Origin of the sequence: Pseudomonas sp. JAI115 (assembly GCF_014200835.1) — a bacterium.
Classification (GTDB): Bacteria; Pseudomonadota; Gammaproteobacteria; order Pseudomonadales; family Pseudomonadaceae; genus Aquipseudomonas; species Aquipseudomonas putida_A.
Genome location: NZ_JACHCY010000001.1, coordinates 990,868 through 1,014,856, shown reverse-complemented (window position 1 = coordinate 1,014,856; position 23,989 = coordinate 990,868). Strand labels below are relative to the sequence as shown.

At 58.2% G+C, this 23,989-nt stretch carries 29 protein-coding genes; 5 read left to right on the top strand and 24 right to left on the bottom strand.

What is annotated here, in order from left to right; all coding sequences use genetic code 11:
* Window positions 1-239: 239 nt before the first annotated feature.
* On the bottom strand, window positions 240-980 hold the full coding sequence (locus HDC30_RS04675; protein ID WP_183781167.1) for a winged helix-turn-helix domain-containing protein: 741 nt from the start codon (window positions 978-980) through the stop codon (window positions 240-242).
* A 507-nt stretch (window positions 981-1,487) separates the two neighbouring features.
* On the opposite strand from HDC30_RS04675, the gene HDC30_RS04670 reads away from it, so the two are divergent.
* Entirely contained in the window at window positions 1,488-2,321 is an 834-nt protein-coding gene (locus HDC30_RS04670) for an undecaprenyl-diphosphate phosphatase (protein WP_123588482.1), read from the top strand.
* Window positions 2,322-2,373: 52 nt separating this feature from the next.
* Here the strand turns inward: HDC30_RS04670 and dusA are convergent, their stop codons facing one another.
* Window positions 2,374-3,384 carry a tRNA dihydrouridine(20/20a) synthase DusA gene (dusA, locus tag HDC30_RS04665; protein WP_183781164.1) on the bottom strand — a complete coding sequence of 337 codons (1,011 nt, stop codon included), beginning with the start codon at window positions 3,382-3,384 and terminating at the stop codon, window positions 2,374-2,376.
* A 113-nt stretch (window positions 3,385-3,497) separates the two neighbouring features.
* Between dusA and HDC30_RS04660 the strand changes: the two genes are divergently transcribed.
* Window positions 3,498-4,649 carry a site-specific integrase gene (locus HDC30_RS04660; protein WP_183781355.1) on the top strand — a complete coding sequence of 384 codons (1,152 nt, stop codon included), beginning with the start codon at window positions 3,498-3,500 and terminating at the stop codon, window positions 4,647-4,649.
* On the opposite strand, the gene HDC30_RS04655 is transcribed toward HDC30_RS04660, so the two are convergent.
* The 8 genes from HDC30_RS04655 to HDC30_RS04620 all read right to left on the bottom strand — a co-directional run bounded on the left by HDC30_RS04655 (window position 4,624) and on the right by HDC30_RS04620 (window position 9,998).
* Entirely contained in the window at window positions 4,624-4,899 is a 276-nt protein-coding gene (locus HDC30_RS04655; RefSeq protein WP_183781161.1) for a pyocin activator PrtN family protein, read from the bottom strand. The genes HDC30_RS04660 and HDC30_RS04655 overlap by 26 nt on opposite strands.
* 10 nt (window positions 4,900-4,909) lie before the next feature.
* Window positions 4,910-5,173 (bottom strand): phosphoadenosine phosphosulfate reductase family protein, encoded by a 264-nt coding sequence (locus tag HDC30_RS04650; RefSeq protein WP_183781158.1) that lies wholly within the window; start codon window positions 5,171-5,173, stop codon window positions 4,910-4,912.
* A gap of 58 nt (window positions 5,174-5,231) precedes the next feature.
* Complete coding sequence (locus tag HDC30_RS04645; protein ID WP_183781155.1) at window positions 5,232-6,047, bottom strand: ATP-binding protein; 816 nt, start codon at window positions 6,045-6,047, stop codon at window positions 5,232-5,234.
* Between the two features lie 26 nt (window positions 6,048-6,073).
* Window positions 6,074-8,797 (bottom strand): toprim domain-containing protein, encoded by a 2,724-nt coding sequence (locus HDC30_RS04640; protein WP_183781352.1) that lies wholly within the window; start codon window positions 8,795-8,797, stop codon window positions 6,074-6,076.
* 12 nt (window positions 8,798-8,809) lie between these two features.
* Complete coding sequence (locus HDC30_RS04635; RefSeq protein ID WP_183781152.1) at window positions 8,810-9,043, bottom strand: hypothetical protein; 234 nt, start codon at window positions 9,041-9,043, stop codon at window positions 8,810-8,812.
* Window positions 9,044-9,115: 72 nt separating this feature from the next.
* The gene (locus HDC30_RS04630; RefSeq protein WP_183781347.1) at window positions 9,116-9,487 is read right to left on the bottom strand and encodes a hypothetical protein; all 372 of its coding nucleotides are present in this window, start codon (window positions 9,485-9,487) and stop codon (window positions 9,116-9,118) included.
* Window positions 9,487-9,783 carry an ogr/Delta-like zinc finger family protein gene (locus HDC30_RS04625; RefSeq protein WP_183781149.1) on the bottom strand — a complete coding sequence of 99 codons (297 nt, stop codon included), beginning with the start codon at window positions 9,781-9,783 and terminating at the stop codon, window positions 9,487-9,489. The genes HDC30_RS04630 and HDC30_RS04625 overlap by 1 nt, the downstream gene beginning before the upstream one ends.
* A gap of 11 nt (window positions 9,784-9,794) precedes the next feature.
* A complete protein-coding gene (locus HDC30_RS04620) occupies window positions 9,795-9,998 on the bottom strand; it encodes a DNA-binding protein (RefSeq protein WP_183781146.1) in 204 nt (67 codons plus the stop codon).
* Between the two features lie 86 nt (window positions 9,999-10,084).
* On the opposite strand from HDC30_RS04620, the gene HDC30_RS04615 reads away from it, so the two are divergent.
* Window positions 10,085-10,414 (top strand): helix-turn-helix domain-containing protein, encoded by a 330-nt coding sequence (locus HDC30_RS04615; protein WP_183781344.1) that lies wholly within the window; start codon window positions 10,085-10,087, stop codon window positions 10,412-10,414.
* 128 nt (window positions 10,415-10,542) lie between these two features.
* Here the strand turns inward: HDC30_RS04615 and HDC30_RS04610 are convergent, their stop codons facing one another.
* A complete protein-coding gene (locus HDC30_RS04610) occupies window positions 10,543-11,310 on the bottom strand; it encodes a helix-turn-helix transcriptional regulator (protein WP_183781143.1) in 768 nt (255 codons plus the stop codon).
* Window positions 11,311-11,427: 117 nt separating this feature from the next.
* Between HDC30_RS04610 and HDC30_RS04605 the strand changes: the two genes are divergently transcribed.
* Window positions 11,428-12,528: an extracellular solute-binding protein gene (locus tag HDC30_RS04605; protein WP_183781140.1), complete on the top strand. Its 1,101-nt coding sequence runs from the start codon at window positions 11,428-11,430 to the stop codon at window positions 12,526-12,528.
* 251 nt (window positions 12,529-12,779) lie between these two features.
* A complete protein-coding gene (locus HDC30_RS04600; RefSeq protein WP_183781137.1) occupies window positions 12,780-12,944 on the top strand; it encodes a hypothetical protein in 165 nt (54 codons plus the stop codon).
* Window positions 12,945-12,980: 36 nt separating this feature from the next.
* Here the strand turns inward: HDC30_RS04600 and HDC30_RS04595 are convergent, their stop codons facing one another.
* The 13 genes from HDC30_RS04595 to HDC30_RS04535 all read right to left on the bottom strand — a co-directional run bounded on the left by HDC30_RS04595 (window position 12,981) and on the right by HDC30_RS04535 (window position 23,959).
* Window positions 12,981-14,246 (bottom strand): phage late control D family protein, encoded by a 1,266-nt coding sequence (locus tag HDC30_RS04595; RefSeq protein WP_183781134.1) that lies wholly within the window; start codon window positions 14,244-14,246, stop codon window positions 12,981-12,983.
* Window positions 14,243-14,683: a phage tail protein gene (locus HDC30_RS04590; protein ID WP_183781131.1), complete on the bottom strand. Its 441-nt coding sequence runs from the start codon at window positions 14,681-14,683 to the stop codon at window positions 14,243-14,245. The genes HDC30_RS04595 and HDC30_RS04590 overlap by 4 nt, the downstream gene beginning before the upstream one ends.
* A 5-nt stretch (window positions 14,684-14,688) precedes the next feature.
* The gene (locus HDC30_RS04585; RefSeq protein WP_183781128.1) at window positions 14,689-17,241 is read right to left on the bottom strand and encodes a phage tail tape measure protein; all 2,553 of its coding nucleotides are present in this window, start codon (window positions 17,239-17,241) and stop codon (window positions 14,689-14,691) included.
* The gene (locus HDC30_RS04580; RefSeq protein ID WP_183781125.1) at window positions 17,231-17,350 is read right to left on the bottom strand and encodes a GpE family phage tail protein; all 120 of its coding nucleotides are present in this window, start codon (window positions 17,348-17,350) and stop codon (window positions 17,231-17,233) included. Before HDC30_RS04580 ends, HDC30_RS04585 begins: the two co-directional genes overlap by 11 nt.
* Window positions 17,351-17,358: 8 nt before the next feature.
* The gene (locus HDC30_RS04575; protein ID WP_183781121.1) at window positions 17,359-17,700 is read right to left on the bottom strand and encodes a phage tail assembly protein; all 342 of its coding nucleotides are present in this window, start codon (window positions 17,698-17,700) and stop codon (window positions 17,359-17,361) included.
* Window positions 17,701-17,744: 44 nt separating this feature from the next.
* Window positions 17,745-18,260: a phage major tail tube protein gene (locus HDC30_RS04570; protein WP_183781118.1), complete on the bottom strand. Its 516-nt coding sequence runs from the start codon at window positions 18,258-18,260 to the stop codon at window positions 17,745-17,747.
* 57 nt (window positions 18,261-18,317) lie between these two features.
* A complete protein-coding gene (locus HDC30_RS04565) occupies window positions 18,318-19,490 on the bottom strand; it encodes a phage tail sheath protein (RefSeq protein WP_183781115.1) in 1,173 nt (390 codons plus the stop codon).
* Window positions 19,491-19,580: 90 nt separating this feature from the next.
* Window positions 19,581-20,048: a phage tail assembly chaperone gene (locus tag HDC30_RS04560; protein WP_183781112.1), complete on the bottom strand. Its 468-nt coding sequence runs from the start codon at window positions 20,046-20,048 to the stop codon at window positions 19,581-19,583.
* 9 nt (window positions 20,049-20,057) lie between these two features.
* Complete coding sequence (locus HDC30_RS04555) at window positions 20,058-21,566, bottom strand: phage tail protein (RefSeq protein ID WP_183781109.1); 1,509 nt, start codon at window positions 21,564-21,566, stop codon at window positions 20,058-20,060.
* Entirely contained in the window at window positions 21,563-22,132 is a 570-nt protein-coding gene (locus HDC30_RS04550) for a phage tail protein I (RefSeq protein ID WP_183781106.1), read from the bottom strand. Before HDC30_RS04550 ends, HDC30_RS04555 begins: the two co-directional genes overlap by 4 nt.
* Window positions 22,129-23,043 (bottom strand): baseplate assembly protein, encoded by a 915-nt coding sequence (locus HDC30_RS04545; protein WP_183781103.1) that lies wholly within the window; start codon window positions 23,041-23,043, stop codon window positions 22,129-22,131. Before HDC30_RS04545 ends, HDC30_RS04550 begins: the two co-directional genes overlap by 4 nt.
* The gene (locus HDC30_RS04540) at window positions 23,040-23,384 is read right to left on the bottom strand and encodes a GPW/gp25 family protein (protein ID WP_183781101.1); all 345 of its coding nucleotides are present in this window, start codon (window positions 23,382-23,384) and stop codon (window positions 23,040-23,042) included. The genes HDC30_RS04545 and HDC30_RS04540 overlap by 4 nt, the downstream gene beginning before the upstream one ends.
* Window positions 23,381-23,959 (bottom strand): phage baseplate assembly protein V, encoded by a 579-nt coding sequence (locus HDC30_RS04535; protein ID WP_183781097.1) that lies wholly within the window; start codon window positions 23,957-23,959, stop codon window positions 23,381-23,383. Before HDC30_RS04535 ends, HDC30_RS04540 begins: the two co-directional genes overlap by 4 nt.
* Window positions 23,960-23,989 lie beyond the last annotated feature (30 nt).

Here is a 23,989-nt window from a genome sequence, read left to right as displayed (position 1 = left end):
TAAATCGGCAGGCGAGCAATAACTTCCTTGGAAGTAACCGACAGGCAGGGTCTGGGCCCAAAATGGCCTCGATAAATTCCACTCGTTCTGCTGCTATGTTGTTAAGTTTATTGTTATGGTTCGGTGTAGCCGTGCTCATTCAATGGCTTGATTATTAGTAGATTTGAAGTACAACTTGAGCTGTATGGTTGCATATGACGATCCTTCGTGATTATGCAAAGAGGATGGCTGCCCGAGAGTCAGGCAGTCGATATCAGACCCCGCATCAGGCGATAGCCGTAGCCGCGGATGCTCTGAATCGCGTTGGTACCATACATGTCCTTGATTTTTCCACGCAAGCGGCTGACGGATTTTTCCAGCGCTCTCGGGTCGTAGAAATTGGTATTGAGCCCCATGATGCTGGCGATTTCATCATGGCTGAGAATGTGATTGCTGGTCTGCGCAAAGGCTTCCAGGATCTTCATCTCGGCGAACGAGATGTCGAGTTTCTGGCTGGCGCCGCCGAGCAGGCAGATGCGCGTCGGGTCGAGCGTCAGATTGATATCCCGCTGCCATTCTTCACTGTTGAAGAATTCACCGAGCAACTCGTCGCCCTCGTCGGAAAGGGTATTGAGTTTGATACAGAAGTCGGCACCGGCCAGGAAGTACTTGATCTTGTTGAACGCGCCGCGACCGGTTATGACCGCGCAAATGATCGGTTTCAAGTTGTCGGAACGCAGGTTCTCGATCAGCGCAAGATTGTCTTCCAGCGCTTGCGGAGTGTCGATAACGATGAAAATGGCTCGATACGAACCAGAAAGTTCATTGTTATAGGAACTAGTGTACGAACTGGCCTCAAGTGCCATATCAGTGCGTACGTGCTTTGCGATCAGCGCACTAAAATGTTCGGCCACGCCACGGGTACGGCCCAGTGTGAGAACACCGGGTACGTCGTTTGTCGGGCGCGGACTTCTAGTCGCCAAGTTCCCTGAGAGCATCATGCTTTGACTCGAATTAGGTGCTGACATCGGGATGTTAAAGCACCGGTTCTCATCTGTGACTGACAATTGGTAACATTCACGCGATTTTTAGACGTGGCTCCCGAGTTTTCTAACAATAATTAAGCATTTCAAGCTTTTAGTTGATTTTCTCGGGGTTGTGAACTAGTCGTTACATGATGGCGATGTGGAATTGTGCCACTATTTTGAATCTATGGCGATGGCTTTGTTCATGTCCAATTGCCACTGTCGACGATCCTGAGACAATGTGAGCTGGATCACACTTTATTGGCCAGTCGAACTTTTTTCTACTATAGCCCTAAATATTTTTCGTGTAGTTCGTAGGCGGACGTTTATTAACATGGCTTGAGTGTGTCTTTTGATAAGACATATTCTCCGTCGCCTGATCAGGCAATGGGTGTCGCGTTATACCGATTGTTTAACTTCAGATACTCAATTCCTGAATGCAGTTGACCGGTCGCTCATCAAGAGCGCTCTGACGGAGGATTAATGGATTTCTGGACCTTTATCCAGGTGTTGATATTGGGCGCGGTAGAAGGCCTGACCGAGTTCTTGCCGATCTCCAGTACCGGCCACCAGATCATCGTCGCTGACTTGCTGGACTTCGGCGGCGAACGCGCGATGGCGTTCAACATCATTATTCAGCTGGGCGCGATTCTGGCCGTGGTCTGGGAGTTTCGCCCGAAGATCTTCGACATCGTCAAAGGCCTGCCGACCCAACGCAATGCACAACGTTTCACCCTCAACCTGCTGATAGCTTTCCTGCCGGCGGTGGTCCTCGGCGTACTGTTCGCTGACAAAATCCATCAATACCTGTTTAACCCGATCACTGTGGCCATGGCCTTGGTGGTGGGCGGCATCGTCATGTTGTGGGCCGAACAGCGCAGCCATGTGGTGAGCGTCGATCATGTCGACGACATGCGCTGGTCAGACGCGTTGAAAATCGGTTTCGTGCAATGCCTGGCCATGATCCCCGGCACGTCGCGCTCCGGCTCAACCATCATCGGCGGTTTATTGTTCGGCTTGTCCCGGAAAGCCGCCACAGAGTTCTCGTTTTTCCTCGCCATGCCGACCATGGTCGGCGCCGCGGTGTACTCCGGCTACAAATACCGCGACCTGTTCCAGGCCAGTGACCTGCCAGTGTTCGCCCTCGGTTTTGTCATCGCGTTCATCTTCGCCATGATCGCCGTGCGCGGCCTGCTCAAATTCATCGCCAACCACAGCTACGCCGCGTTCGCCTGGTATCGGATCGCGTTTGGCTTGTTGATTCTGGCGACGTGGGTGTTTGGCTGGGTGAACTGGACGGAAGCGGCGGCGGGGTGATGCGCACGCCAGGCGGATCAACCCGCCTGGCACGTTTTACGGAGGGAGGGCATCAACGCCCTTGCAGTAACTCGCCAGCCTGATCCAGCAACGCCAACGGATCCTTGGCCTTGTGAATATCCACCGACAACAACTGGCGGAATTTACGCGCCCCCGGGAACCCGGTACCCAGCCCCAGCACATGCCGGGTGATGTGATGCATCGCACCACCGGCCTGCAGATGCTCGGCGATATACGGCCGCAACTGCGCCAGCGCCTCGGCACGGCTGATCACAGGCGCGCTGCTGCCGAACAACTGCTGATCCACCTCAGCCAGCAAATACGGATTGTGATAAGCCTCACGCCCAAGCATCACACCGTCAAAAGTCTTCAAATGCTCATGGCAGGCCTCCATCGTCTTGATCCCGCCGTTCAGCACAATCTCCAGCTCCGGAAAATCCGCCTTCAACTGCGCCGCCACGTCATACCGCAACGGCGGAATGTCGCGATTCTCCTTCGGCGACAAGCCCTCCAGAATCGCAATCCGCGCATGCACGGTAAAACTGGTACACCCGGCATCCCGCACCGTCCCGACGAAATCACACAACTCGGCGTAACTGTCCCGCCCATTGATCCCGATCCGATGCTTCACCGTCACCGGAATCGACACCGCATCGCGCATCGCCTTCACACAATCCGCCACCAACTGCGGATGCCCCATCAGGCACGCACCGATCATATTGTTCTGCACCCGATCACTCGGGCAGCCAACATTCAGATTCACTTCGTCGTAACCATGCTCCTGCGCCATGCGTGCGCAAGCGGCCAGATCCAGCGGAACACTACCACCCAACTGCAGCGCCAACGGGTGCTCGGCTTCGTTGTGACGGAGGAAACGTTCGTGATCGCCGTTGAGGAGTGCGCCGGTGGTGACCATTTCGGTGTAGAGCAGGGCGTTCTTCGACAGGAGGCGTAGGAAGAAACGGCAATGGCGGTCGGTCCAGTCCATCATGGGTGCAACGCTAAATCGCCGAGATAGCGCGGGGCTTGATTTTGTTGGGCTAAAGCTCTGTTTTTGAATCATTTTGCTCAATGTATTCTCGGCGTGTTTTTGGGCGTTTCCGGGTGTTTTCGGGTGTTTTTTCCATCTCGGTGGTAAAATTTACCACTTCAAAACTGACGTTTACCACTTTCCCTATGGCTACGATCCGAGCAAGAAAACTGACCGACGGGACTGCGATGTATACGGCGCAGATCCGCATTAAACGTGATGGTGTGCAAGTCTACCAAGAGGCCCAAAGCTTCGCCCGAAAACAGGCCGCCCAGGCTTGGGCGCGTAAGCGTGAGTCGGAGCTGGATGAGCCTGGCGCAATCGAGCGAGCGAGCCGAAAGGGGGCCACAGTCAAAGATATGACTGATCGCTACCTGGTCGAAGTTGAGAAAGCCAGGCCGCTGGGCAAGACCAAGCGCGCCACACTCAATGCGATTTCCGAGACGTACCTGGGCAAGTTGACTGATACGGACATCAATACCCAGTGCCTGGTCGATTTCGCACTTTGGCGAATGAGCCAAGAGGGCGGCGGGGTCCAGCCACAAACCGCCGGTAACGACCTGGCGCACCTCGGTGCTGTTCTGGCGATTGCCAAAGACGCTTGGGGTTACCAGGTCGATCCGCTGGCAATGGGCGGCGCCCGCCGGGTGCTGCGCAAGCTGGGCTACAACCTCAAGAGCCGCGAGCGTGACCGCCGACCTACACTGGACGAGTTGGAAAAGGTGCTGACGCACTACCAGTCCATGCAGGCGAGGCGCCCGACTGTCACCAATATGTTGAAGGTCGTAGGGTTCGCCCTGTTCTCCACGCGTCGGCTGGATGAAATAACCCGTATTCGCTGGGCGGACGTCGACGAGGCTGGTCAGCGAGTGCTGGTGCGTGACATGAAAAACCCTGGGCAGAAGATCGGTAACGATGTTTGGTGTTACCTGCCGGACGAATCGTGGCAGATCCTTCAGTCAATGCCGAAGGCTGGCGACGACATTTTCCCCTACAGTCCTGAGTCAATCTCTTCATCATGGGCGAAAGCATGCAAGTTCCTGGAGATCGCAGATCTGCACTTCCACGACCTGCGCCATGAAGGTGTCAGTCGCTTGTTTGAAATGGACTGGGACATTCCGCGTGTGGCGAGCGTTTCTGGCCATCGGGATTGGAACTCGATGCGGAGATACACCCACCTGCGCGGAAAAGGTGATCGGTATGTGGGGTGGGAATGGCACGAGAAGATATTGAGGGCGCCCGTCCAACTGGGCGCCGCATCAATGAAATGGCTTAACAGGCGGGTTTTAAGCCGTTGAGCTGACTGTTTTCTTTGACAGCGGCGGCGCGCTGGAGATCGAGGTACGCAGCCAGGTCGCCGATGTGAACACCCTTGGCCGACTTCTGGCTCGCCTCCAGCCGGGTGATCGGAATCTTGATCTGGCCACTTATCACCTTGCGCTGGAACATGTCCGGCGTCAGATGGGTGAAGTAATCCCGGCACACTTGATCAAGCGGGATGATCGCCTGGCCGTCGTACTGGGCCATAAGAATAAAAGCTGTGTTCATGATGCTCCCCTCACATCCGAAACGATTGATGAATGAACCTCGGCCGGGCTTCTCCGGATGGCTTTGAGTCGTCTGTTTGGATCTCGCAGATAAACCGGCACCGCTCCTGGTTGGTCGCTGTGAGTGCTTGGGTGAGAGCGGGAATAGCGTCGAGGCATTGTTCGTGGGCGGTGTCTGCGAAGACAGCCTGCAAATTAGGAACCTCTTGGACGATGGCTAGCAATAAGGTGGCTGTACTGGCCTTTCCGCCGCTCACACTGACGATGTTTTGCATGGTGCTTCTCCTTTGGAGGGGCCGGCTTTGCAGCGCCTAAAGCATCAGTGACGGTCAATCAGTACGGGAGATCTGCCATGACAACGTTTTGCTCTACTTGAGCCAGCGCCTTGCGACGCTGTTCATCGCTGAGATTGAGCAGGAGGCTGAGCACATCTACCAATGCCATAAGAAGCCCGCCAATCTGGGCTGCACGGGCAGTCGGTTGAGCCGAGTGATTGTCGTAAAGCGACGCTGCGTAAGCCGGGGCCAGCCTCCTGACCATGTTGATTGTCTGATCCGCCTGCTTCTGTACGGCATGGCTGAATTTATTGGCTTGCTCGGCCGTGAACTGTTGCATTGCTTGTGCGTGGTGGCGGCTATTAGCGGTGTGCGGCGTATTTAGGTCGATGTGAACCGTACGGCTTGTGAATGCCTGACTGCATTTGAGGGGAGGGGTGGCACTGATGACCAATGTTCCCTTGAAGGTAATTTCAGCCTGCTCACTTTGGGACACCGAAACCGATCCGCCGTCATAGAGTGGCGCGAGCTGACTCCAATCGAACCTGCGCTCAGCATCGTAACCATCTTCAAGGATCACTGGCTGTTCACCCGCGTTGGCCAGAATCCGCGCGAGGCCCTGAGGTGTTGCATATGCCGGTGCATAACAGGTCACTGAGTCAACGCCGTTGAGCGCCGACAGGTAGCTGAGCAACGTCGTTTTGCCACTGCCTGCAGGACCGGTGACGTACAGAAAAGGAAAGCCCTGTTCTTCCGTGCGTATCTGAGCGCCGTGCTTGGCTCCAAGCCACCAGGCCATAGCGACGACACCCTGTGCACCAAATACGGCAAGGAAGTCATCAAAACGAATCGCGGTTTTCAGTTGGTTTTGCATGTTATTGCTCCTTGTATGTACTGCGGTTAAACGCCCTGGAATACCCAGCAGCGAATGGTTTTCGGTTTATCAAAGGCGTCGAGCGACCGCGCCGAGTTGACGGGCTTGTTTGACTCCAGAAATTTGGGTGACTTGCTGGTTTTGAGCAGACGTTTCAGATCGCTGAGCGCGGGCACCTGCTGGCGTTTGTTGACAGCCATCTCAACGAATTCGTTGAGGTTCACGGCAATCAGCCCGTCCTTGCGTGCATGGTTGAGCGCGCCTTTCTCGTCCATGCCATTGAGGAATTCGTACAGGTCCCAAAACTCGCGCACGGTCGGGTGGTCGGCGTTGATTGCCTGCTGCCGCTCCAGGGCCATGCGACTGATCTCGGCGTGTGCGAGAGCTTTGCGCTGCTCGCCGAGGGGCACGACCCCGGCCAGTGCATCCACCAGGCTGCGCAGTTGGGCGTGGTTTTTGGCGATACGCACGGTGCGCACGCCCGGCAAGGCCAGTAGCTCCTGTTCGTAGCCGGAGGTGTTCTCCTCCATCAGGCGCATGGTTTCGGTTTCTCGTTGCAGCGCCTTGACCAGAAAGCCGCTGATGCTGTCCATCGGCATGCGCTCCAACTGCTCGGCGTACTGCTTGGTCTCCGGCGTGTGGTGCTCGCGCGTCAAGTGGACATGGCAGATGCGCTGCAGGATGGGTTCTGAAGCGTTCACCGGGTTGTTCTGCGCGATTAGTAGCGCGGCGCGGAACGGCGGTTCGTGAGTGTCGTTGCCGTTGTTTTTCACGCCGGTAGAGCGAACACTGCGGCCGTTATAGGCGGTTTTCAGTTCGTCCCAGTCGAAGTGTTTAACCGGCTGGCCTTCCTTTTGTTCGCGCTCCGACTCGATCAGCACAACGGGCAAGTTACTGACCTGCGAGAAGTTGCGCGCACGGCTTGCGGCGGTCGCTTTGGACGGGTCGAAGCCTTCGTAATCAGTGCGTCCGACCGACTTCCACAGCAGCTCCACCAAGGTGGTCTTACCCGAGCCGGCTTCACCCACCAGCTCCAGGAACATCAGCGACTTGTGGATCTGGCGGATTTGCTCAGCGTGCAACGCGCCCAGCCACCAGGCCAGTACCACCAGCCCCTGTACACCAAAGCAGCGCCAGTAAATGTCGAACCAACCCTCGTTGTAGGCATTTAGGTCGGTATTGATGTGCAACACCGGCGACTGGCTCTGCGACTTGATACTCAGCTTGCCGAGGTCGAAAAAGTCTTCCTTGTTGCGCACCTGTACCTTGCCGCCGTGAAAGGCCAGGTCGTTGAAGACGTAGGCGCCATGGTCGCGGCTGTAGCCGATCCATTCGATGGTATTGACGGTTTTCAGGCAGTCCAGCTGAGGCGCCAGAATCCGTTTCAGTTGCTGAGCGCTGCCCTCAAACATCGCACCGTTGGAGACATTGAGCAGGCGATTGGCGAACTCAGGCGCCGACGTGAGTTGCTTGGCCGTGAACGTGCTTTTGATGGCAGGCCCTTGCGGGCGCTCGATACGGAAGTAATACCAAGCCTCATCGGTGAGGTCGTTGCGCATGTAATACAGCGCCTGGAAATTGCAGTTGGCGATGCTGGACACCGAGCCGGATTGGCGCAGCGCCTTGTATCGCTTTTGTTCGTCGTTGAGCAGCTGGTCCTCATGGCGGTCTGAACTTTCCAGATCGCCCATGGCGCGGTCGTACTTATCAAGATCCAGCCGAAACCAGTACAGGCGCTTGCGGAACGTGAAGTTGAATTCCTTGCGCTCGTCACGCAGGTAGATGAGGAAACCCTTTTCCTCAGCCGAGTCAGCCAGCAACAAATCGCCGTGGTGGCGGGCTTCGTCGAGATCCTGCTCGATCCGCTCGACACGTTTGTCGTCGCCCTCGATCGGTTTCCACCGCAGATGCAGGTCGTTCCAGTCAACCTTTTTGCCATGGGGTTGCGGGATCACCGCCGCCTTGCAGGTGAAGCCCAGGTCGCGTGCTTCCTTCGCCCAGCGGCGCATGTTGGCCTTAGCGACGGGCTCGTTATCCAGTGCCCACACCAGCAGCGGCAAGCGCTTGTCAGCGTCGTGGCGCAGTTTGACCAGGGCCTTGAGGGAGTCGGTTGGGCAGGGGGCGCTGGACATCATCGACACGGCCGACACATCGTTATGCAGCAGCGCGATAGCGTCGAAGATGCCCTCTGTTATCCAGAGCTCGTCGACTTCCAGTAGGTCAACGCTTGGCGGACACCACCAGACGCCCTTGTAACCGGTCAGGCCTTCGCCGGAGGGACGGAAGCGAGCTTTCATGTTGCCGAAGCGATCTGGCCGATCGATCAGGCGTTCCCAGTACCCACCTTTCTCAAGCGCGAATCGTACTGTGGCGCTGCCGATGTTCTTCCGGCCATCCCAGTAATTCTCCTGAGTGAACCAACCGGCGATCAGCTCAAATTTGAAGCCGCGTGCAAATTCGAGGTAGGCGCGTGCCGTGGCAAGAGGGTTATCCGGTGTCGACGGTGCGTTCTTGCTCCAGTCATTGAACAGGTCGTCGTATACATCCTTAACGTGGACACGGTGGTCGCACTTTTCCGGTCGCCCGCAGATCAACGTCCAGGGCGAATCGTAGAAGGTGTACAGGGTTTTCTGGCCGCAACTTGGCGCCGGGCATACACCCTTGCGCATGTAGTTCGTGCCGGGAATGTGCTTGAGCTGGTAGTCGCGCTCAATGCGTTGGATGACGTCGGCGCGCAGCCTTTGTTCCATTTCCATCGTGGCTTACTTCGCTTCGTCGAGGCTGTGTTTAAGGGCGCCAATCAGGCGTTTTTGTGCGGCCATTACCGGGAAGGCCGCCAATAACGAGCCGTGCCGCAAACCCACGGGGATCCGGCGAAACCGATCGTCGTACCAGTGCTCGTTGAACTGGATCGAGTATTGCGCGCGCAGCTCCTGGAGCAGGGCTTCGGCCTGTTCTCTGGGAAGTTTTGCGGTAATGGCGACGTCGATTTCCATGGTCCACCTCGGATTTAGGGCAAAGCTCACCCAAACCCATTGGAAACGGGCGCGGGAGGGGTTAGTCGGGGATTACGGTGTTACGAGGCGCAGTCGGCGGTTGTCCGGTGCATTGAGGATGCGTTGGTAGATCATGCTGATCGGTACGGCCCAAGTCAGGCCGCTGGCAGGATCGGTGATGACTGCGACGTGGCTGGAGCTAGCCTTGATGTCAAGTTGGTGACGGTCGTTGTTGGATTTCAGTTCGCCGAAAGCACGGCTGACCAGTTTTTCAGCTATGTGCCATGGCACCTCTAGGCAACCGACCAGGTGCTGCACCGCGCGGGAAAACAACAATTGGTCGCTGCCCAGGTGTTCGCACTGATGGCGCTCTAAAAAGGTGAGGGCAGCGGTCTGCATAGTTTCTTGGTATTCCCGATAATCAAGGTCTATAGCATTTTTCATCAAGCTTGCTCCTTTTCCATTTGGTCCAGCAGATCGGGTTGAGTAGTTGCCGGCATCAGGTTACGGCGCGCTAGCAAGCGCACTTTTGTAGGTGCCATGGGAAGGACTAGCAGAGGGTGTTCGAGGCCCGTCGGACTGAGCTGATATTCCCAGACCAATGAGCCAGAGAATGTGGCGCCGCAGAGAAAGCTGGTGCATTCCGAATACACAGAACGGAAGCAGGGGGTTTGGCCTTCAGATGTGCGCATGCGCATCGGGCTCCGGCAACAGGGGCAAACCAGCTTGTAAGTGCTCACTATTCTGTCCTCTACTTTTCGTCTTTGATGCCAAGCAAGACCGCTGCGCGATGTGCGTCGCCACGCAGACACTTCTGTTGCCCGTTTAAAACGGCGTAGACCGTTGAGATGTTGAATCCGTTTTTTTCTGCCCAGTCTTTCGCTGTGATCCCAAGGCCCGTTAGACGGTCTCTAGCCCGTTGACATGCTTGCTCGTGTGCATAGGTGGGGTGCATAGTTCAGATTCGTGTGATTTCATGTGATGGCAGGTAGAGGTTATTCAACGATTGTTGAATAGTCAACTTATTATGGAGTCGTTTTGTTGAATATTGGCGAGAGATTGAGACAGGAACGTGTGCGTTTGGGCACAAACCAAGCGGAATTCGCGACTTTGGCTGGGGTAGCCAAAACCTCTCAGTTCAACTACGAAAAAGGCGAGCGAAGCCCGGATTCAGCGTATTTAGCAGCCGTGGCAGAGAGAGGCGTGGACGTTTTGTACGTTGTTACTGGCGAGCGTACGCCCACTCCGCTTGAAAGCGTTACGCCTGAAGAAGATCGCTTGATAGGATTTTATCGGGCGATGGCTGAAAGTGACCGACAGTCACTGATGAGAATGGCTTTCGCATTGGCTAACGCAGCGACGCAAAAATAGTTTGAATCAAATCTCGCAGTCATCAGACAAGCTGAGCCATAGGAGTTGTTGACCACAGAGAGTATTGCTGTGAGTGGCTTAGTTTAGAGGCGCGCTCACAGCAGGCGACTGAGTTAATGATCGTCTACTTATCTGTTAAAATAACGGGCAAATATCTCTGCTAAAGAATTTACTTTCAGTCTTGCGTTGATATCGTGTCGATGCGTTTTGACTGTTTTTATTGAGATGGACAGTTTGCTAGCGACTTGCTCGCTAGAGTAGCCGCTAAAGAGAAGTTTAATGACTTCCATTTGGCGGCTTGTGAGTTCTTTGCTCAGTTGTGCCATTACTTTTTGCCATTTTGGGCGTTTGCCAGGTGTTTTTTCTATAATCTGTTCGAAGTTCATGCGTAGTCGCATCGTCGCGATCACCCAAGGGCTAATTACTTCTAACAGTGACACCTGTTTTTGCGAGAAGCGAGTTTTGCTGCCGAGGGAGAGGCATAAGGTTTTATTGTTTTCCAGTTGGACGTTGAAGCTTACTTCGTCGGATGAGATGTAATGTTTAAAGTATGTGTTGTAATACTCTGTCTTTAGGAAATGTGTCGGTGCGATATCTAAGAGGTGAAGCAGTCCACTTTTTGGGTTTTCGCGGTTGGTGATGTAAAAAGGATCAAGCATATAAAGCCCGTTGACATAATTATTAAGGAGGCCATCTCTTTCCGTTTCGTCTGTCCATTCGATAAAGCTTACTACCTCGATGCCTGTATCGCTGAAGATCAATGCTACCCAGTTATCAACCTTTACGTACTCATTCAGCAGACGTACTAAGGCACCCCAAAAATTGGGCGTTACGATCTGGTCTACCAGTACTCCGAACGAGCGATGCCAAGCAAAGTTTTCGATTTTGATCGACATCTCGTCTACTCCCAAAGACCTAGGTATTGGGGTGTATTCCCAATGCCCTCTGCACCGGTTACAGTAATTTCAGGATGCAGATACCACTCGGTATAGCCGGTCGCATAAGGACTTGTTATGAAAAACGCACAATGGTTTCATCTTGTTACAGCTTTGGTTCTCGGTGCGGGGGCTTGCGCTTCAGTGTTGGCAAACGGTGACAGAGTTCGTCTTTTTAACTGGTCTGAGCTGATCTCGCCTGATACCCCCACGGACTTCAAAAAAGAGACTGGGATTACAGTCGTGAACGGTAGTTTTGATACCGCTGACGTGATGCTTAGCACAATTATGGCTGGGCGGTCAGGATATGACGTTGTGGTAGCTACTTCGAACGTGTTGCCCACTCTTATCCAAGCGGGGGCACTCCAAGAGCTAGATCGTTCAAAACTGAGTAACTGGAAGCATCTCGACCCCGAAGTGTTACAACTGTTAGAGGCAAACGACCCCCACAATCGCTACGCAATTCCATACCTCTTAGGAACTACTGGCATAGGCTATGACGTCGATAAAGTTAGGAGCGCTTTAGGGGATAACGCGCCTGTTGACAGCTGGGCTATAGTTTTCAAAGAAGAAAATATCAGCAAGCTCAAGCAGTGCGGAGTTGCAATGCTCGACGCTCCGAGCGAGATGGTTTCCATTGCGTTGCACTATCTCGGCCTGCCGCACAACAGTACAAATGCCGATGACTATCAAAAGGCGCAAGAGCTATTGCTGAAGATTCGTCCCTATATTCGCTATTTTAATTCTGGAAAACTCCCTCAAGAGCTGGCGAATGGGGATGTTTGCTTGATTGTTAGCTGGGCTGGGGATGCAAACGTAGCTATGGATGCAAGCGCAAGTGCAAAAAACGGCCGCAGGATCGCATATAGCATTCCGAAAGAGGGTGCCTTGGTCTGGTCTGAAAATCTGGTCCTACTGAAAGATGCTCCACATCCGGAGCAAGGTGTGGCGCTTTTAAACTATTTGATGCGGCCAGAAGTCATTGCCAAAGTTGGAGCCCACACCGGATATGCCACCGGAAACAAAGATGCTGAAATTCCGCTTACTAAAAATGTGATCGAAAACCCGGGACTCAAGCCCAGTCATGAAGTTATGAAAACGCTATTTCCACTCGAGTCACTACCATCAAGCATGGAGCGAATCCGAACGCGCATCTGGACAAAAGTTAAAACCGGATGAGGAACTTGAGGGGAATAGATTTGCTTGCTCATTTCTTGAGATGGCCTGAATTCCTCCCCGTTCAGAAATGAGGGTGCTGAACCACCCTAGCTATTAGGCAGTAAGCGTGAAGCGACTTATGTCGGAAAGCCTCAAATGTCTGGCGCTTGATCTTGGACGCTTAGACGTATTTTTGGGCGGCTGTGGCGTGGTTCCCGGAAAGCGGGATGCGTCGGCACCTGAAGCCCGCCACGTGTGAAAAGGAGTATTCCATGTCGGATGACAACAGTGATTCAGGAGCAGGTGTGTACCCTGTTCAAGCACAGGCGATGGGCAATCAAGAAGAGAGGCTATTGCAGATGTTCAGCCTGATTAGCGTTGAGCATCAAAATGATATTCTGCGTTTGTTGGAGGCCTTGACTCTCCTGTCAGAATAGGAAAGGAAGAACCCCGGCCAAGCGCCGGGGTTAGGTTTACGTGTTGCGCTGCATTTTTTCCCATTCCCTTTCAACCGCTCGCTTTGCGGTTTTCTCGCTGGCGTACAGCCAACGTAACCGCTTCGGCTTGACCTGATCACCGGCGGTTACCGTCTTTTCTTTCCCGGTGTTCTTGTCGCGATAATTCGCACTGATTCCGGTGTAATCCCCAGCGTTCTCTTCTGCCAGGCCCTCTACGGTATCTTCCGGAAGCTTGCTTTCCAGCTCCAAACTCATCGTGTAACCGTTGTCGGCACTGAGACTGTGTTGCACGTTGCCGCCGTACCAGATGATCTCGTCGATTTCATCCTTCACACCCTGGAGCGTATAGGTCAGTTCCGGAATCAGATCCGGACGACCGCGCGCCAGGGTGTAGCTGAGGGTGGCGCTGCCACGCTGCAGCCGGTTGAACTCAGCACGCGCAGCGCGCAATGCCGACTGCTTGTCGCTGTAGGTATGGCGCAGGTCCTTGAGGTTATCGCCGCCGCCGGCGATGGCTTCCTGCTTCTTGGCACTGTTCACGTCGTAGAAATACGCCCGTACACCGTCGTAGCTGTCGCGATCGGCCTGCAGGTAGCGGTGTTGGTCACCGTCGGCGCGGGTTAGCGTGATGTGGGGCAGATCCAGCCCACTGGCGGTTTTGCCGCCGCCGGCCGGAAGGCACAGCAGACAACCGGCCTTGACGGTGGCCACCGCGTCGAACTCCTCCCCAAGACGACAAATCAGATTGGCATCGGATTCGTTCGCCTGATCGAGCTGCAGGATGGATTGCTCGCTCAGAGCGCCGGACACCACGGCTTTCAGGCCGTTGCCGGTGGCGATATCGCGCAACACTTCGCCCAGGGTGGTGTGGGTCCAACTGCGCTCGCGTTTGGTTTTCAGCCCCTTGCGCAGATCGGCCGATCGGGCGCGGATGCTCAGCACGTCGGGCGCACCGCTGTGTTCGGTTTCGTCGACGGTGTAGGTGCCCTTGTCGACCAGACCGGTGTCGCTCCATCCGAGCCACAGCTGCAGCACCGCGCCTCTGGGCGGAATGGACAGCAGCCCGTCATGATCGCTCAGGGTGACACTGAGCTGGTCCGCCTCAAGGCCTCGGTTGTCGGTCAGCTCCAAGCTCATCAGGCGCGGACTGATTAACTGCGCAATATCGTTGCCATCAACCGTCAGACGAAACGCCGGTACCGGGTAGGCGGTGAGGCGGCGGTATTTCTCGATCGCGTCGTCCAGGTAGCCGGTGACACCGGCAATAGCAGCCTCGATCACAACAGACCTCGCATGACATTCAGGCCACTGCTGATGGCGGAGCCGAGCAGGTCAATACGGCCATCATCGATGCGCTTGAGCGACAGGTTGAACTCGATGCGCCGGGCGGCGCCGTCCGGAAAGAACAGACTGCGGGTCTCGGTCACGCTTTCGATGATCCACAGCCCGCACAGACGCCCGGTGCCCTCGATCATTGGCCAGGCCTTGCCGGTGTCGGCCATGAAACGCAGGGCATCCAGGCTCAGGGCGGTACCGGTCAGCTCCGGCAGCATGATGCCGGGGAGGGTGATGGCGTCCTCGCCGCGTCCCAGGAACTGGCGCGCAGGCTGGGCGCCGATGCGGTTGCTGCTGGGGTGGCGCCAGTCCGTCTGGCGTTGCATTTCCTGATACGCAGCCGTGTGCAGGCTGAACACGAACATGCCAAGTGCAAGCATCATAGGGGTTAGTCTCGGTCGGTCAGGCTGCTGCGTTGGCGGGCGGCTTTTTGGCTGGCATGGTTCGCCAGTTCAGCGCGCACAACACGCGCGATCGCCTGGGCATCCATACCGGGAGTGGTATGGATGTTAATTTCGTAGTGGTCATGGCTGTCATAGGACGGTGCGGCGATGCTGCTCAGTGGCGGCCGTTCATCCACCGCCAGTGCCGGCATCGACGCCGTCCCCACGGCCAGCATGCCGGCGGCCGTCAGCTGCTGGGTCATTCGTCCCATCGAGCTCAGCGGGCCTTTGGCGCCGTCATCGAGGCCTTGGGTGAGCCCTTCCATGGTGAAACCGCCCAGTTCGGCAAACACCCGTGACGGGCTGTGTATCCCCAGCTTTTCCTTGAACCAGCCGGTGGCGGAGTCGCCCAGCTGCGACATGGTCTCTTTGAGTGAACCGAATTTCTGGGTGATGCCATTGACCAGACCATCGATGATCATGCCGCCGAACGCGGTAAAGCGGTTCGGCAGATCCACGCCCAGGTACGACATCACCCCAGCAAAGGCCTGGTACAACAGGCCCAGCGGGCTGAAGTTCATCAGGGTCTGGACGATGCTCCCCACGCCGCCGCTGAAGCCGGCCTTGATCTCTTCCCAAGCGCTGCCGAAGTAGGTTTTGACCGCGTCCCAGTTTGCGTAGAGCAGGTAAGCGGCGGCTGCGATCGCCGTGATGGCCAAGCCGATCGGATTGAGCATCAAGGCACGACCGATCAACAGCAGCGCTTTGCCAACAAAGGGCAACACGGTTTTCCCCAGGTTCCAGAACAGGCCGATCAGGCTCGGCAGCCGTACGCCCAGTTGCGCGAACATCAGACGCAGCGCGATGAAGGGCAGGAGCACGCTGGCCACCGTGACCAATAATCCCCCCAGTGCCACGGCCAGCGCTGCCACGATGGCCACCGTCTTGACCAGGCCAGCGGCCAGTTTGGGGTTCTCTGCCGCCCAGGCTTTCACGTCACGAATGATGCCGGTGACGGATTGCGCCAGTCCGCGCAGCGGGCCGTCCTGCTGCTCCTGCAGTTCAATGCCCAGATCCTCCCAGGCACTGCCCAGGGTGGTCAGGTCACCTTTGAGGTTATCGGCCATGACCTTGGCGGTTTTGCTGGCTTCGCCTTCGGTTTGGCGCAGCGTGGCGATGAGCTTTTGCAATTCGCCGGAGCCAGCCTCGTCGACCAGTTGCGCCATGCCTTTGACCGCCTCGGCGCCGGCGATGGCCTTGAGCAGTCCACCCTTGGTAGCGGTGCCCATGCCTTTGGTTTTGTCGTGAATCTCTTTGAGAATATCCGGCATCTGCCGCAGGTTGCCGTTGGCATCGACCGTGTTGATCTTCAATTGGTCCAGTGCCGCCGCAGCAGCTTTGGGCGGCGCAGCCAGACGGTTCATGACGGTACTGAGCGCAGTACCGCCCATGCTGCCTTGCAGACCGGCGTCGCCGAGCTTGCCCGCCATCGCCGCTGCAACTTCCAGCTCCACGCCATAGGTCTTGGCCATGGGCGCGGCATATTTCATGGTTTCGCCGAGCATGGCCAGGTCGGTGTTGGAGCGGGTGAAGGTACCGACCAGCACGTCACCGAGTCGGCCCATCTGGTCAGCCGACATACCCAGACCGGACAGGATGTTCGAGGCGATATCGGCGGTCTGAGCCAACTCAGCGCCGCCGGCGGCGGCCAGATCGAGCATGCCTGGCATCGAGGCTTTGATGGCCTTGGGGTCAAATACGGCCATGCCCAGGAAGCCCTGGGCATCAGCCGCCTGGCCCGCCGTGAACATGGTCGAGCCACCGAGGTCGCGAGACTGCTGTCGCAGCCCTTTGAGTTCTTCAGAGTTGCCCTCTAGCCGGGTAATCGCCTGAACCCGGCTCATGCTTGCGTCGAACGCCATCCCAGGGGCCAGCACACGGGCACCGCCATACAACGCTGCGCCCCCTCCGGCCATGCTGGCAGCGCCTTTGCCCGCCAGTTGCCCGGCGAACTGCTGCTGTTTGTCATAGACGGCACGGTGCTTGGCCAAAGCGCTTTGTTGCTTGGCCACCGCGCTCAACCGTTCCTTCTGCGTGGTCAGCGCGCGATTGGCAGCCTCGACGGAGGTCTTCAGGCGGGACTCGGCGGCGCCCAGGTTGCCCGTGGAAATGCCCGCTTCCTTGAGCTTGGTGATATGAGGAATAAGGCCACGCCGCTGCTCCTGGAACTTGCTGGTCAGATCGCGCACGGCTTCGTGGGCCTTGCGCAAATCGTTCTTAAACTTGGCCGACGCTTCGCCATTGCTGCCCAGCGCGGTTTTCATCTGGCGCAGGTGGGCCTGCGCCTTGACCAGTTGAGCGGACGTGCCGGCGATCGCGTCCTGTTGTTTCTTGAACGAAGACACGTTGGCCTGTTGCGTCTTCAACGCCTTGAGCTGCTCATTGGCACCTTTCAAGGCTTGGGCGGTTTCGTTGCTGCCGGCATAGATCTTCTTCAGCGGCCCGCTCACGCGATTGATGGCGTCGAGCTGCAGCCGTATTTTCAAGTCATTGGCCATCGGCGCTATGCCTCACCCGCGCGCGTTCGCGCCACTGCATCAATTCCTGCAGGCCCAGCCCATCCATGTCGGCCGGTGCCCAGTGAAAAACCACGGCGAGATCCGCCATGGCCTCTTCTACGCAACGAGGGATGCGTCCGTCTTCATCGACTTCTGCAGCAAAAAAACCGAGACCTTGCCCCCACAAGCCAGCAGATCCGCCGGGTCCATGTTGGCCACTTCCGGGGCGGTGATGCTCGGGGAGCAGATCCGAGGCAGCACCTTGATCAGGCTGGCCACGTCCAGGTTCAGCAGCTCCACCAGCTGCACGCCGCGTAGTTCGCCGGCACTGGGCTTGCGCAGGGTGAGTTCGCTGATCTGCTGCAGGCCGCGCTTGATCGGGCTGTCGAGGATGACGAGGTTGTCGTTGATGCTGATGACTTCGGCGGCGTCAGTGTTGTCATTTGTCGGGGTATTCATACGGTGCTCCTGGTATTGGGGATTTCGTTGGATGAACGGGGTAATCAGATGCCGAGCGCATTACGCTGCTTGGCGAGCATGTCCACGCCGTCGACCTTTTCGATGAAGTTGAGCAGGTCGATTTCGATGATGTCCTCACCGTCGACGGTGAGCTTGTAATAACTGCAGGTGGTGGTGATGGCGTGTTCGGTGTCTTCGCCGGGCTGGGCTTCGCCCATCTCGATGGTTTCGTGACGGCCACGCACCACGATCTCGACGTTGCTCATTTCCTCGGTGTCGTCCTGCTGGAACGCACCGGTGAAACGCAGCAGCACGCCCGAGGCCTTGACCATGCCGAACTGGCGTAGCGAGATCAGATCCAGGCCACCGGTTTTCCACTCCAGCTGGATGCCGTCGTCGGAGAAGCCCAGGTCTGCCTTGACCGGGCCGTTCATTCCGCCGCCACGGTAGCTTTCCATCTTGCGACCGAGCGCGGGCAGGGTGAGGGACTTGCAGACGCCCAGGTAACTGTGGCCGTCGTTGAAAAGGTTGAGGTTCTTGAGCTTGCGGGGCAGCGCCATGGCGGGGTTCTCCGATCGGCGGACACGGGGTTGCCTCCCCAACGGGGAGGGCCGGGGTTAGCTGTTGAGGCGGCTGGAAAAATCGACCAGGTAACGGTCGGTGATGCGTTGACGCAGGGTGAGGTCTTCCAGCGGCGGCACCGGGGTGTAGTCGTAATCGATGTAGAGCTTGCCGGCCTTGAGCGTGGTTTCGTCGTTGACGTCGTCAGGGAACCAGGCGCTGCCACCGATCAAGTAACCACCGGCCACCATTTCGCGGAATTTGTCGTTGATGCTTTCGAGCATGTCGCGCACTAGCGAAGGGTGCATGGGCCGGTCAATGGCCCACATTTGCGCGTTGGCCATGGTGTCGGCCAGCACCTGGGCGGTACGGGTGTAGTTTTCGAAGGCGAACAGCGGATCATCGCTGCAGGTACGGCTGCCCCAGAAGCGATAGCCACCCTCGTTGATCAGGGTGGTGACCTCGTTGCTGTTGAGGTAATTGGCATCGGTGGCCGGGTTCTGCAGATCCCAGAACACGTCGGCACTGATGCCGGTCACGCCGTTGACGGCGACGTTGGACAAGGTTTTATGCCAGCCAATTTCCTGATCGATCTTGGCCCGAAGGCCCAAGGCACGAGCAACGGCCGGAGCGGCGACGGTGGCACTGGTGACGGTGTTCCAGTTCTGGAAATCCGGCCAGATGACCATGACTTCACGAGCGCCGAAGTTCTCGCGGTAGGCGGTGGCTTCCTCTTTGGTCGAACAGTCCCAGGCGCTGACGTAGGCAAAAGCGCGCAGCTGCTGGGCAATGGACACCAGTGCCGTGGCCACCGGCAGGCTGTCCAGCCCCGGAACGCCGAGAATACGCGGGGTGACCTTCAGGCGGCCTTTGGACGCGAGCAAGGCTTTCATGCCGGTGTATTTACCACTGGCGTTGGTGGTGCCGATCAGGTTGCTGGTGGTTTCGGCGTCGGTCTTGCCGGTGGCCACCCGCACCACCACGGTGAGCGGTTTGGTTTGGTCACCGATGGCCTGCAGGCTGGCCGCGAGCGTGCCTTCGGTACCGGCCTTGCCGATCGCAGCCTGTACGTTGGTCAGCAGAACCGGGGTGTCTAGGGGAAACACACTCGGATCCGCGTCGTCGGCCGTACAGACCAGACCGATGACAGCGGTAGAAACGGTGCGAATGGGACGGGTGCCCTCGTTGATTTCGAGGACGCGGACGCCGTGGTGATATTCGTCGGCCATAAGGATTGCCTGCGCAGTGATGAAAAGACTCTGCACAGGCTGCCGCGCGCGCGGCCTCGGGGCGAGCGCGCGGGCTTGTAGGGGAGGGCTTTACAGGGAGCGGTGAGGCGGGAAGCGTTCGCGCCCGGCGTGGTGGCGCTGTTCGAGGAGCCATTGCGGTTGGGCAGGACGCAGTCCGTGGCGGGGAAAGGCTGAGGCCTGTGGCCAGTCCCGCAACTGCCGGCGGTACTGCTGCAGCTCGCCGTATTCTTCGGCGCTGAGGGTGCACGGCGATGAGCTTTCCAACTCGTCTCGGTGCCGCGAAACCCTGGCATCCGTGATCGCAAGCTCAGTGTCTCGCCATGCCCGCTCAATGATTGCCAGGGTTTCCGCTGACGGCGATGGCGGATCCGCGAGCATGGGCAGGCCATCCTCGGCCATGGCGATACACTTGCCCCGCGAAGGCGCATCAATCAGCTCGGCGTAAAGCGCGTCGGTGATCTCGACGGCATCTTCAGGGATGTTATCCCCATGGATTTCGGCGTTATAGAAACCGGCGGTGGACGGTGAATAGAACATGTTTTCCCCTTAAAATCCGATCGCGAACCAGTCATAACCCGCTGCAATCGGCGTATTGTTCCAGTTCATCATGACAGTGGCCTGCACTCTATTCCTCGCGCCGTTACCGACATGAATAGGCGCATTGGAAGCGAACCAGCGCGCGGTCGATGTAAAACCCACCACGGCATTCGGGAAGGCAATCGGGTAGCTGAACGTGGCATGACCATTGGCATCGGTCATGCCAGCCCCCCATTGCAGAATCGTACCGTGAGGCAACATCAGATAACCGTTTTCACCCATGTACCGCTGGAAACTGGACACGTGGGCAAAGTGAGTAGCCACCCAGTTTTCAAGGGCGATGGCACCAAAGTCGGAAGCGTCGATCTGCACTTTGACCTTGTCGGCACCGTTCCAGCCAATCTTCACCGCGTTGCTCAGCTGCCCAGCGCCCGTGCCTTGTTGCACCGGGGTAAAGCCCAAGTTCGGCTGTTTGCCCGCTAAGGCCTTGACCATGGTGGCGGAGAAGTTGGGGTCGTCCGCCAAGGCTTTGGCTAGGGCGCCTAATGTCCTCAGACCCTCCGGCGCCGAGCCGATCAACGCAGTGACTGCGCTCTGCACAAACGCCGTATTGGCTAACTGCTCGTTCTCGGAACCCGCTGCCGCCGTCGGGGCGGTCGGTTCTCCGATGAAGGCGGGCGAGGCGATCGGAGCCAGCCCGTCCGTAATGTTCCGAAAGGCCAGTTCCGTCTCGCCGAGCTCGATCGGCGCGTTGGTGGTCAGCAACCACAAGGTATCGGCGTGGGTGCTGCCTTCCTGCACGACCACCGTCAGGCCGGCAGTCACCTGCACGCTGGAACGGGCGTCGGCCGTGCGTCGCCACACGCCGAGGCCGGCGATGTAGAGGCCGTTGTCCGCCGCGCGCGTTTGGTGTTTGACCAGGACGCGATCGCCGGCGGCCAGGGCCACGTCATCAATGGTCTGCAGGTCAGTCAGGGCGATGTCGGTCGTGGTCGCCACCCGCACGGCCTGCTTGGCGCCGCGCTTGTCCAGTTCCTCGCGCACTTTGCTATTCACGTAGGTGTGGGATGCGAGCACCACGCCGGGATTGAACTGCAGCTCGATGTGGCTCGTGTTGCTCACTGCAATGAGCATGCGCACCACCTGCGTGCGGCCGGTGCCTTGGGTCAGTAGCGGTTTGAACGACGGCGCGCAGTTGGCCACCGCGACCAGGTCGCCGTCCGCGTCATACAGGCCCAGCTCACGCACCCACCAGCCGCCGACGTTTTCCGGCAGGATCTGCTCGGCCAGGATCAGGGCCGGGTGCTCCGGATCGACGCTCAGCTGATTGAGCGGCGCACGCCGGTGCTCATTGATCAACTGGGTCTGCGAGGCCGCCGGCACGGGATCGGTACCGTTGGCATCACCGACGGCCATGTCAGTGATTTTCCAGCGCTGGCCCAAGGCGTCAGCAGCGGCCTGTTTGGCCAGGCCTACGGTGGTGAGGATGGCGGAGAACTGTGAGGTCTGATCGATCATGGAGTGAGATCCGGAGGGGTAGAGGTGTAACCCGGCGGGTACACGGTGATTTCATCGCCTTCCTGGACGCAGGCGCCGAGGTAGAAGCGGCCGGCGGTTTCCAGGTTGATGGCCAGCCCGATCAGGTGCCGGCTGCGCGGCTTGGCGTCATCGATGAGAAAGGTCAACTCCTGGTACACCTCATCGGTGATGCCGGTGTCGAGCACACCGACCTTGATGGAAAAGGTGCCCGGCACGCCTTCCGGTCGAAGCTGCCACCACTCGACGACCTCGATCAGGTAGCCCAGCGGTTCCACCACCCGGCGCAGGGCGCCGATGGTGCCCTTGTGCGAGTGCAGGTAGTAGGCCGAGCGGACGGCGTCGCGCTTAGTGGTTTCGCTCCACTGGCTGTCCCAGCGATCCACGGAAAACGCCCAAGCCAGGTACGGCAGCAGCTCAAGCGGACACAGCGACGGGTTCCACAACTGGCGCAGCGGCACCGGGGTGCGCTGGATCTGTGCCAACGCCTCGGCGGCCAGGCGCTCGAGCTGGGTAGCATTGCCGGGCATCAACGAGCGACCAGTCATTTATCCACCCCCAGAGCGAGCGTGATCCCGGTGCAGTAGGGCGCCTCATAGGGCGTCGCCTTGATGTCGACCCAATCCTGTAGCTCGACCTTGCGCACGCCTTCGACGTGCAACGCGGCGTGAATAGCCGATCGGGATACTTCCATTTCCAGTCGCCGGCGTTGGTGGACGAAGGCCAGCAACTGCTGTTCGGCAGCCGCCAGAATCAGCTCGGACTCTGGGCCGCTGGTTTTCAGGAACAGTCGGGCGTTGACCGTGTAGGGGATGACCTGCGCGCTTTGCACCGTCAGGCGATCGGCCACGGGGCGGCGGTCGTCGTCACTCAGGTAGCGGTCAACGATCCGGATCAGATCCGGATCCGCGCTGCCATCACCGAGCAGCGCCTGCACCGTGACGACCACAACCGCCGGGGAGGGGCTTTCGGCCGTGGCATCGGCCACACGGCCATCGGCGGCACGCGCATGAAAGATGTAGCTGTTACGCGGGCCGGCGGTGCTCAAGCCTTCCCAGGCCATTTGCGCGCGCTCGCGCAGGCTGTCGTAGCTTTCGAGCACTTGCGGGATCGGGGGCACGGCCGTCGGATCGGCCTCCTGTACCACCATCCGGCGCACGTTGTAATTGGCGGCCAGGTTCTCCAGGTCGGAGCCCTGAGCCAGGGCCAGCATGTTGGCCACAACCCCTTCGTTGACGCGCTGTCGCCAGAGCATCTCCCGATAAGCGTTTTCTTGTAGCAGCTTGGTCAGGGGTTCGGATTCCAGTGCCAGGCGGGCGGCAATGTGCGCTTGTTCTTCCACTGGCCAGAGGCTGATGGCATACGCCTTGCGCTCGGCCAGGATCTGCTCGTAGTCGATTTGTTCGACGATCTGCGGGGCGGGCAACTGGCTGAGGTCGATCGGCACGAAGGTGTTCATGCGCTGGCCCCCAGTTGCAAAGGAATACGCAGGTTCTGCACGCTGTTGGCATCGACCAGGGCCACGTCCAGATCCAGCGCAACATCGCCTTGCAGCGTGGCACCGCTGAACTGCACGCGGCTCAGGGTGATGCGTGGTTCCCAGCGCATCAAGGCCATCGCGGTGGCGGCGTACACGCGCAGGCGGGTCGCGTCGTTGAAGGGCTGGTCGACCAGCTCAGGAATCAGAGAGCCGTATTCACGGCGCATGATCCGCGTGCCGAGGCGCGTGCTCAGGATGTCGCTCATGCTCTGAACGATATGGTCGATTTCTTCCATGGCGGCGCCGGTTTCACTGTTCATGTGGGAAGCGGGGCTCCTGACTGTTCGTTGCCGGCTTTAACGGCGCCGTGCGGATGGTTGACCAGGCTGACGCCGGCGGCGACCACGTCGTCCGACACGCTGACGCTGCCGGTCACGGTCTGATTGCCGGTCTGGGTGTAGTCACCCTCGTGAACGATCGGGCCGACGATGCGTAGCCCGCCTTTGCTGATGATTTCAGTCGTGCCGGCATCGGGCAGAACCGCGCGCAGGTGGTGCGCGACGCTGTCGTACTCGATCACCGCACCGTCCGGATAGGTGCGTCGATGCAGGCCCACCCGGTCACCATTGGCTGGGTTGTCGTTGCTGTACACGCCGGTGAGGACAACGCCGTTGGCCAGTTGGCCAGATGGACTGAACAGCACCACCTGTTCGTTCTCGCTGGGTGGGTCCCAGTCCTTGCTGTCGCCGGCGCGCACGGCGATCCACGGCAGCCAGCCGGTCAGCAACTGGCCGGTTTTCACCCGCACGCGCGGCGGCTGCGTCTGCACCTGGGCGATGACGCCAAAGCGGATGAGGTTTTCAATCAGGCGGGAAAGGGCGGCGATGTCTGTCATGGCGACGATGTTCGGGCCACGCGCACGCGA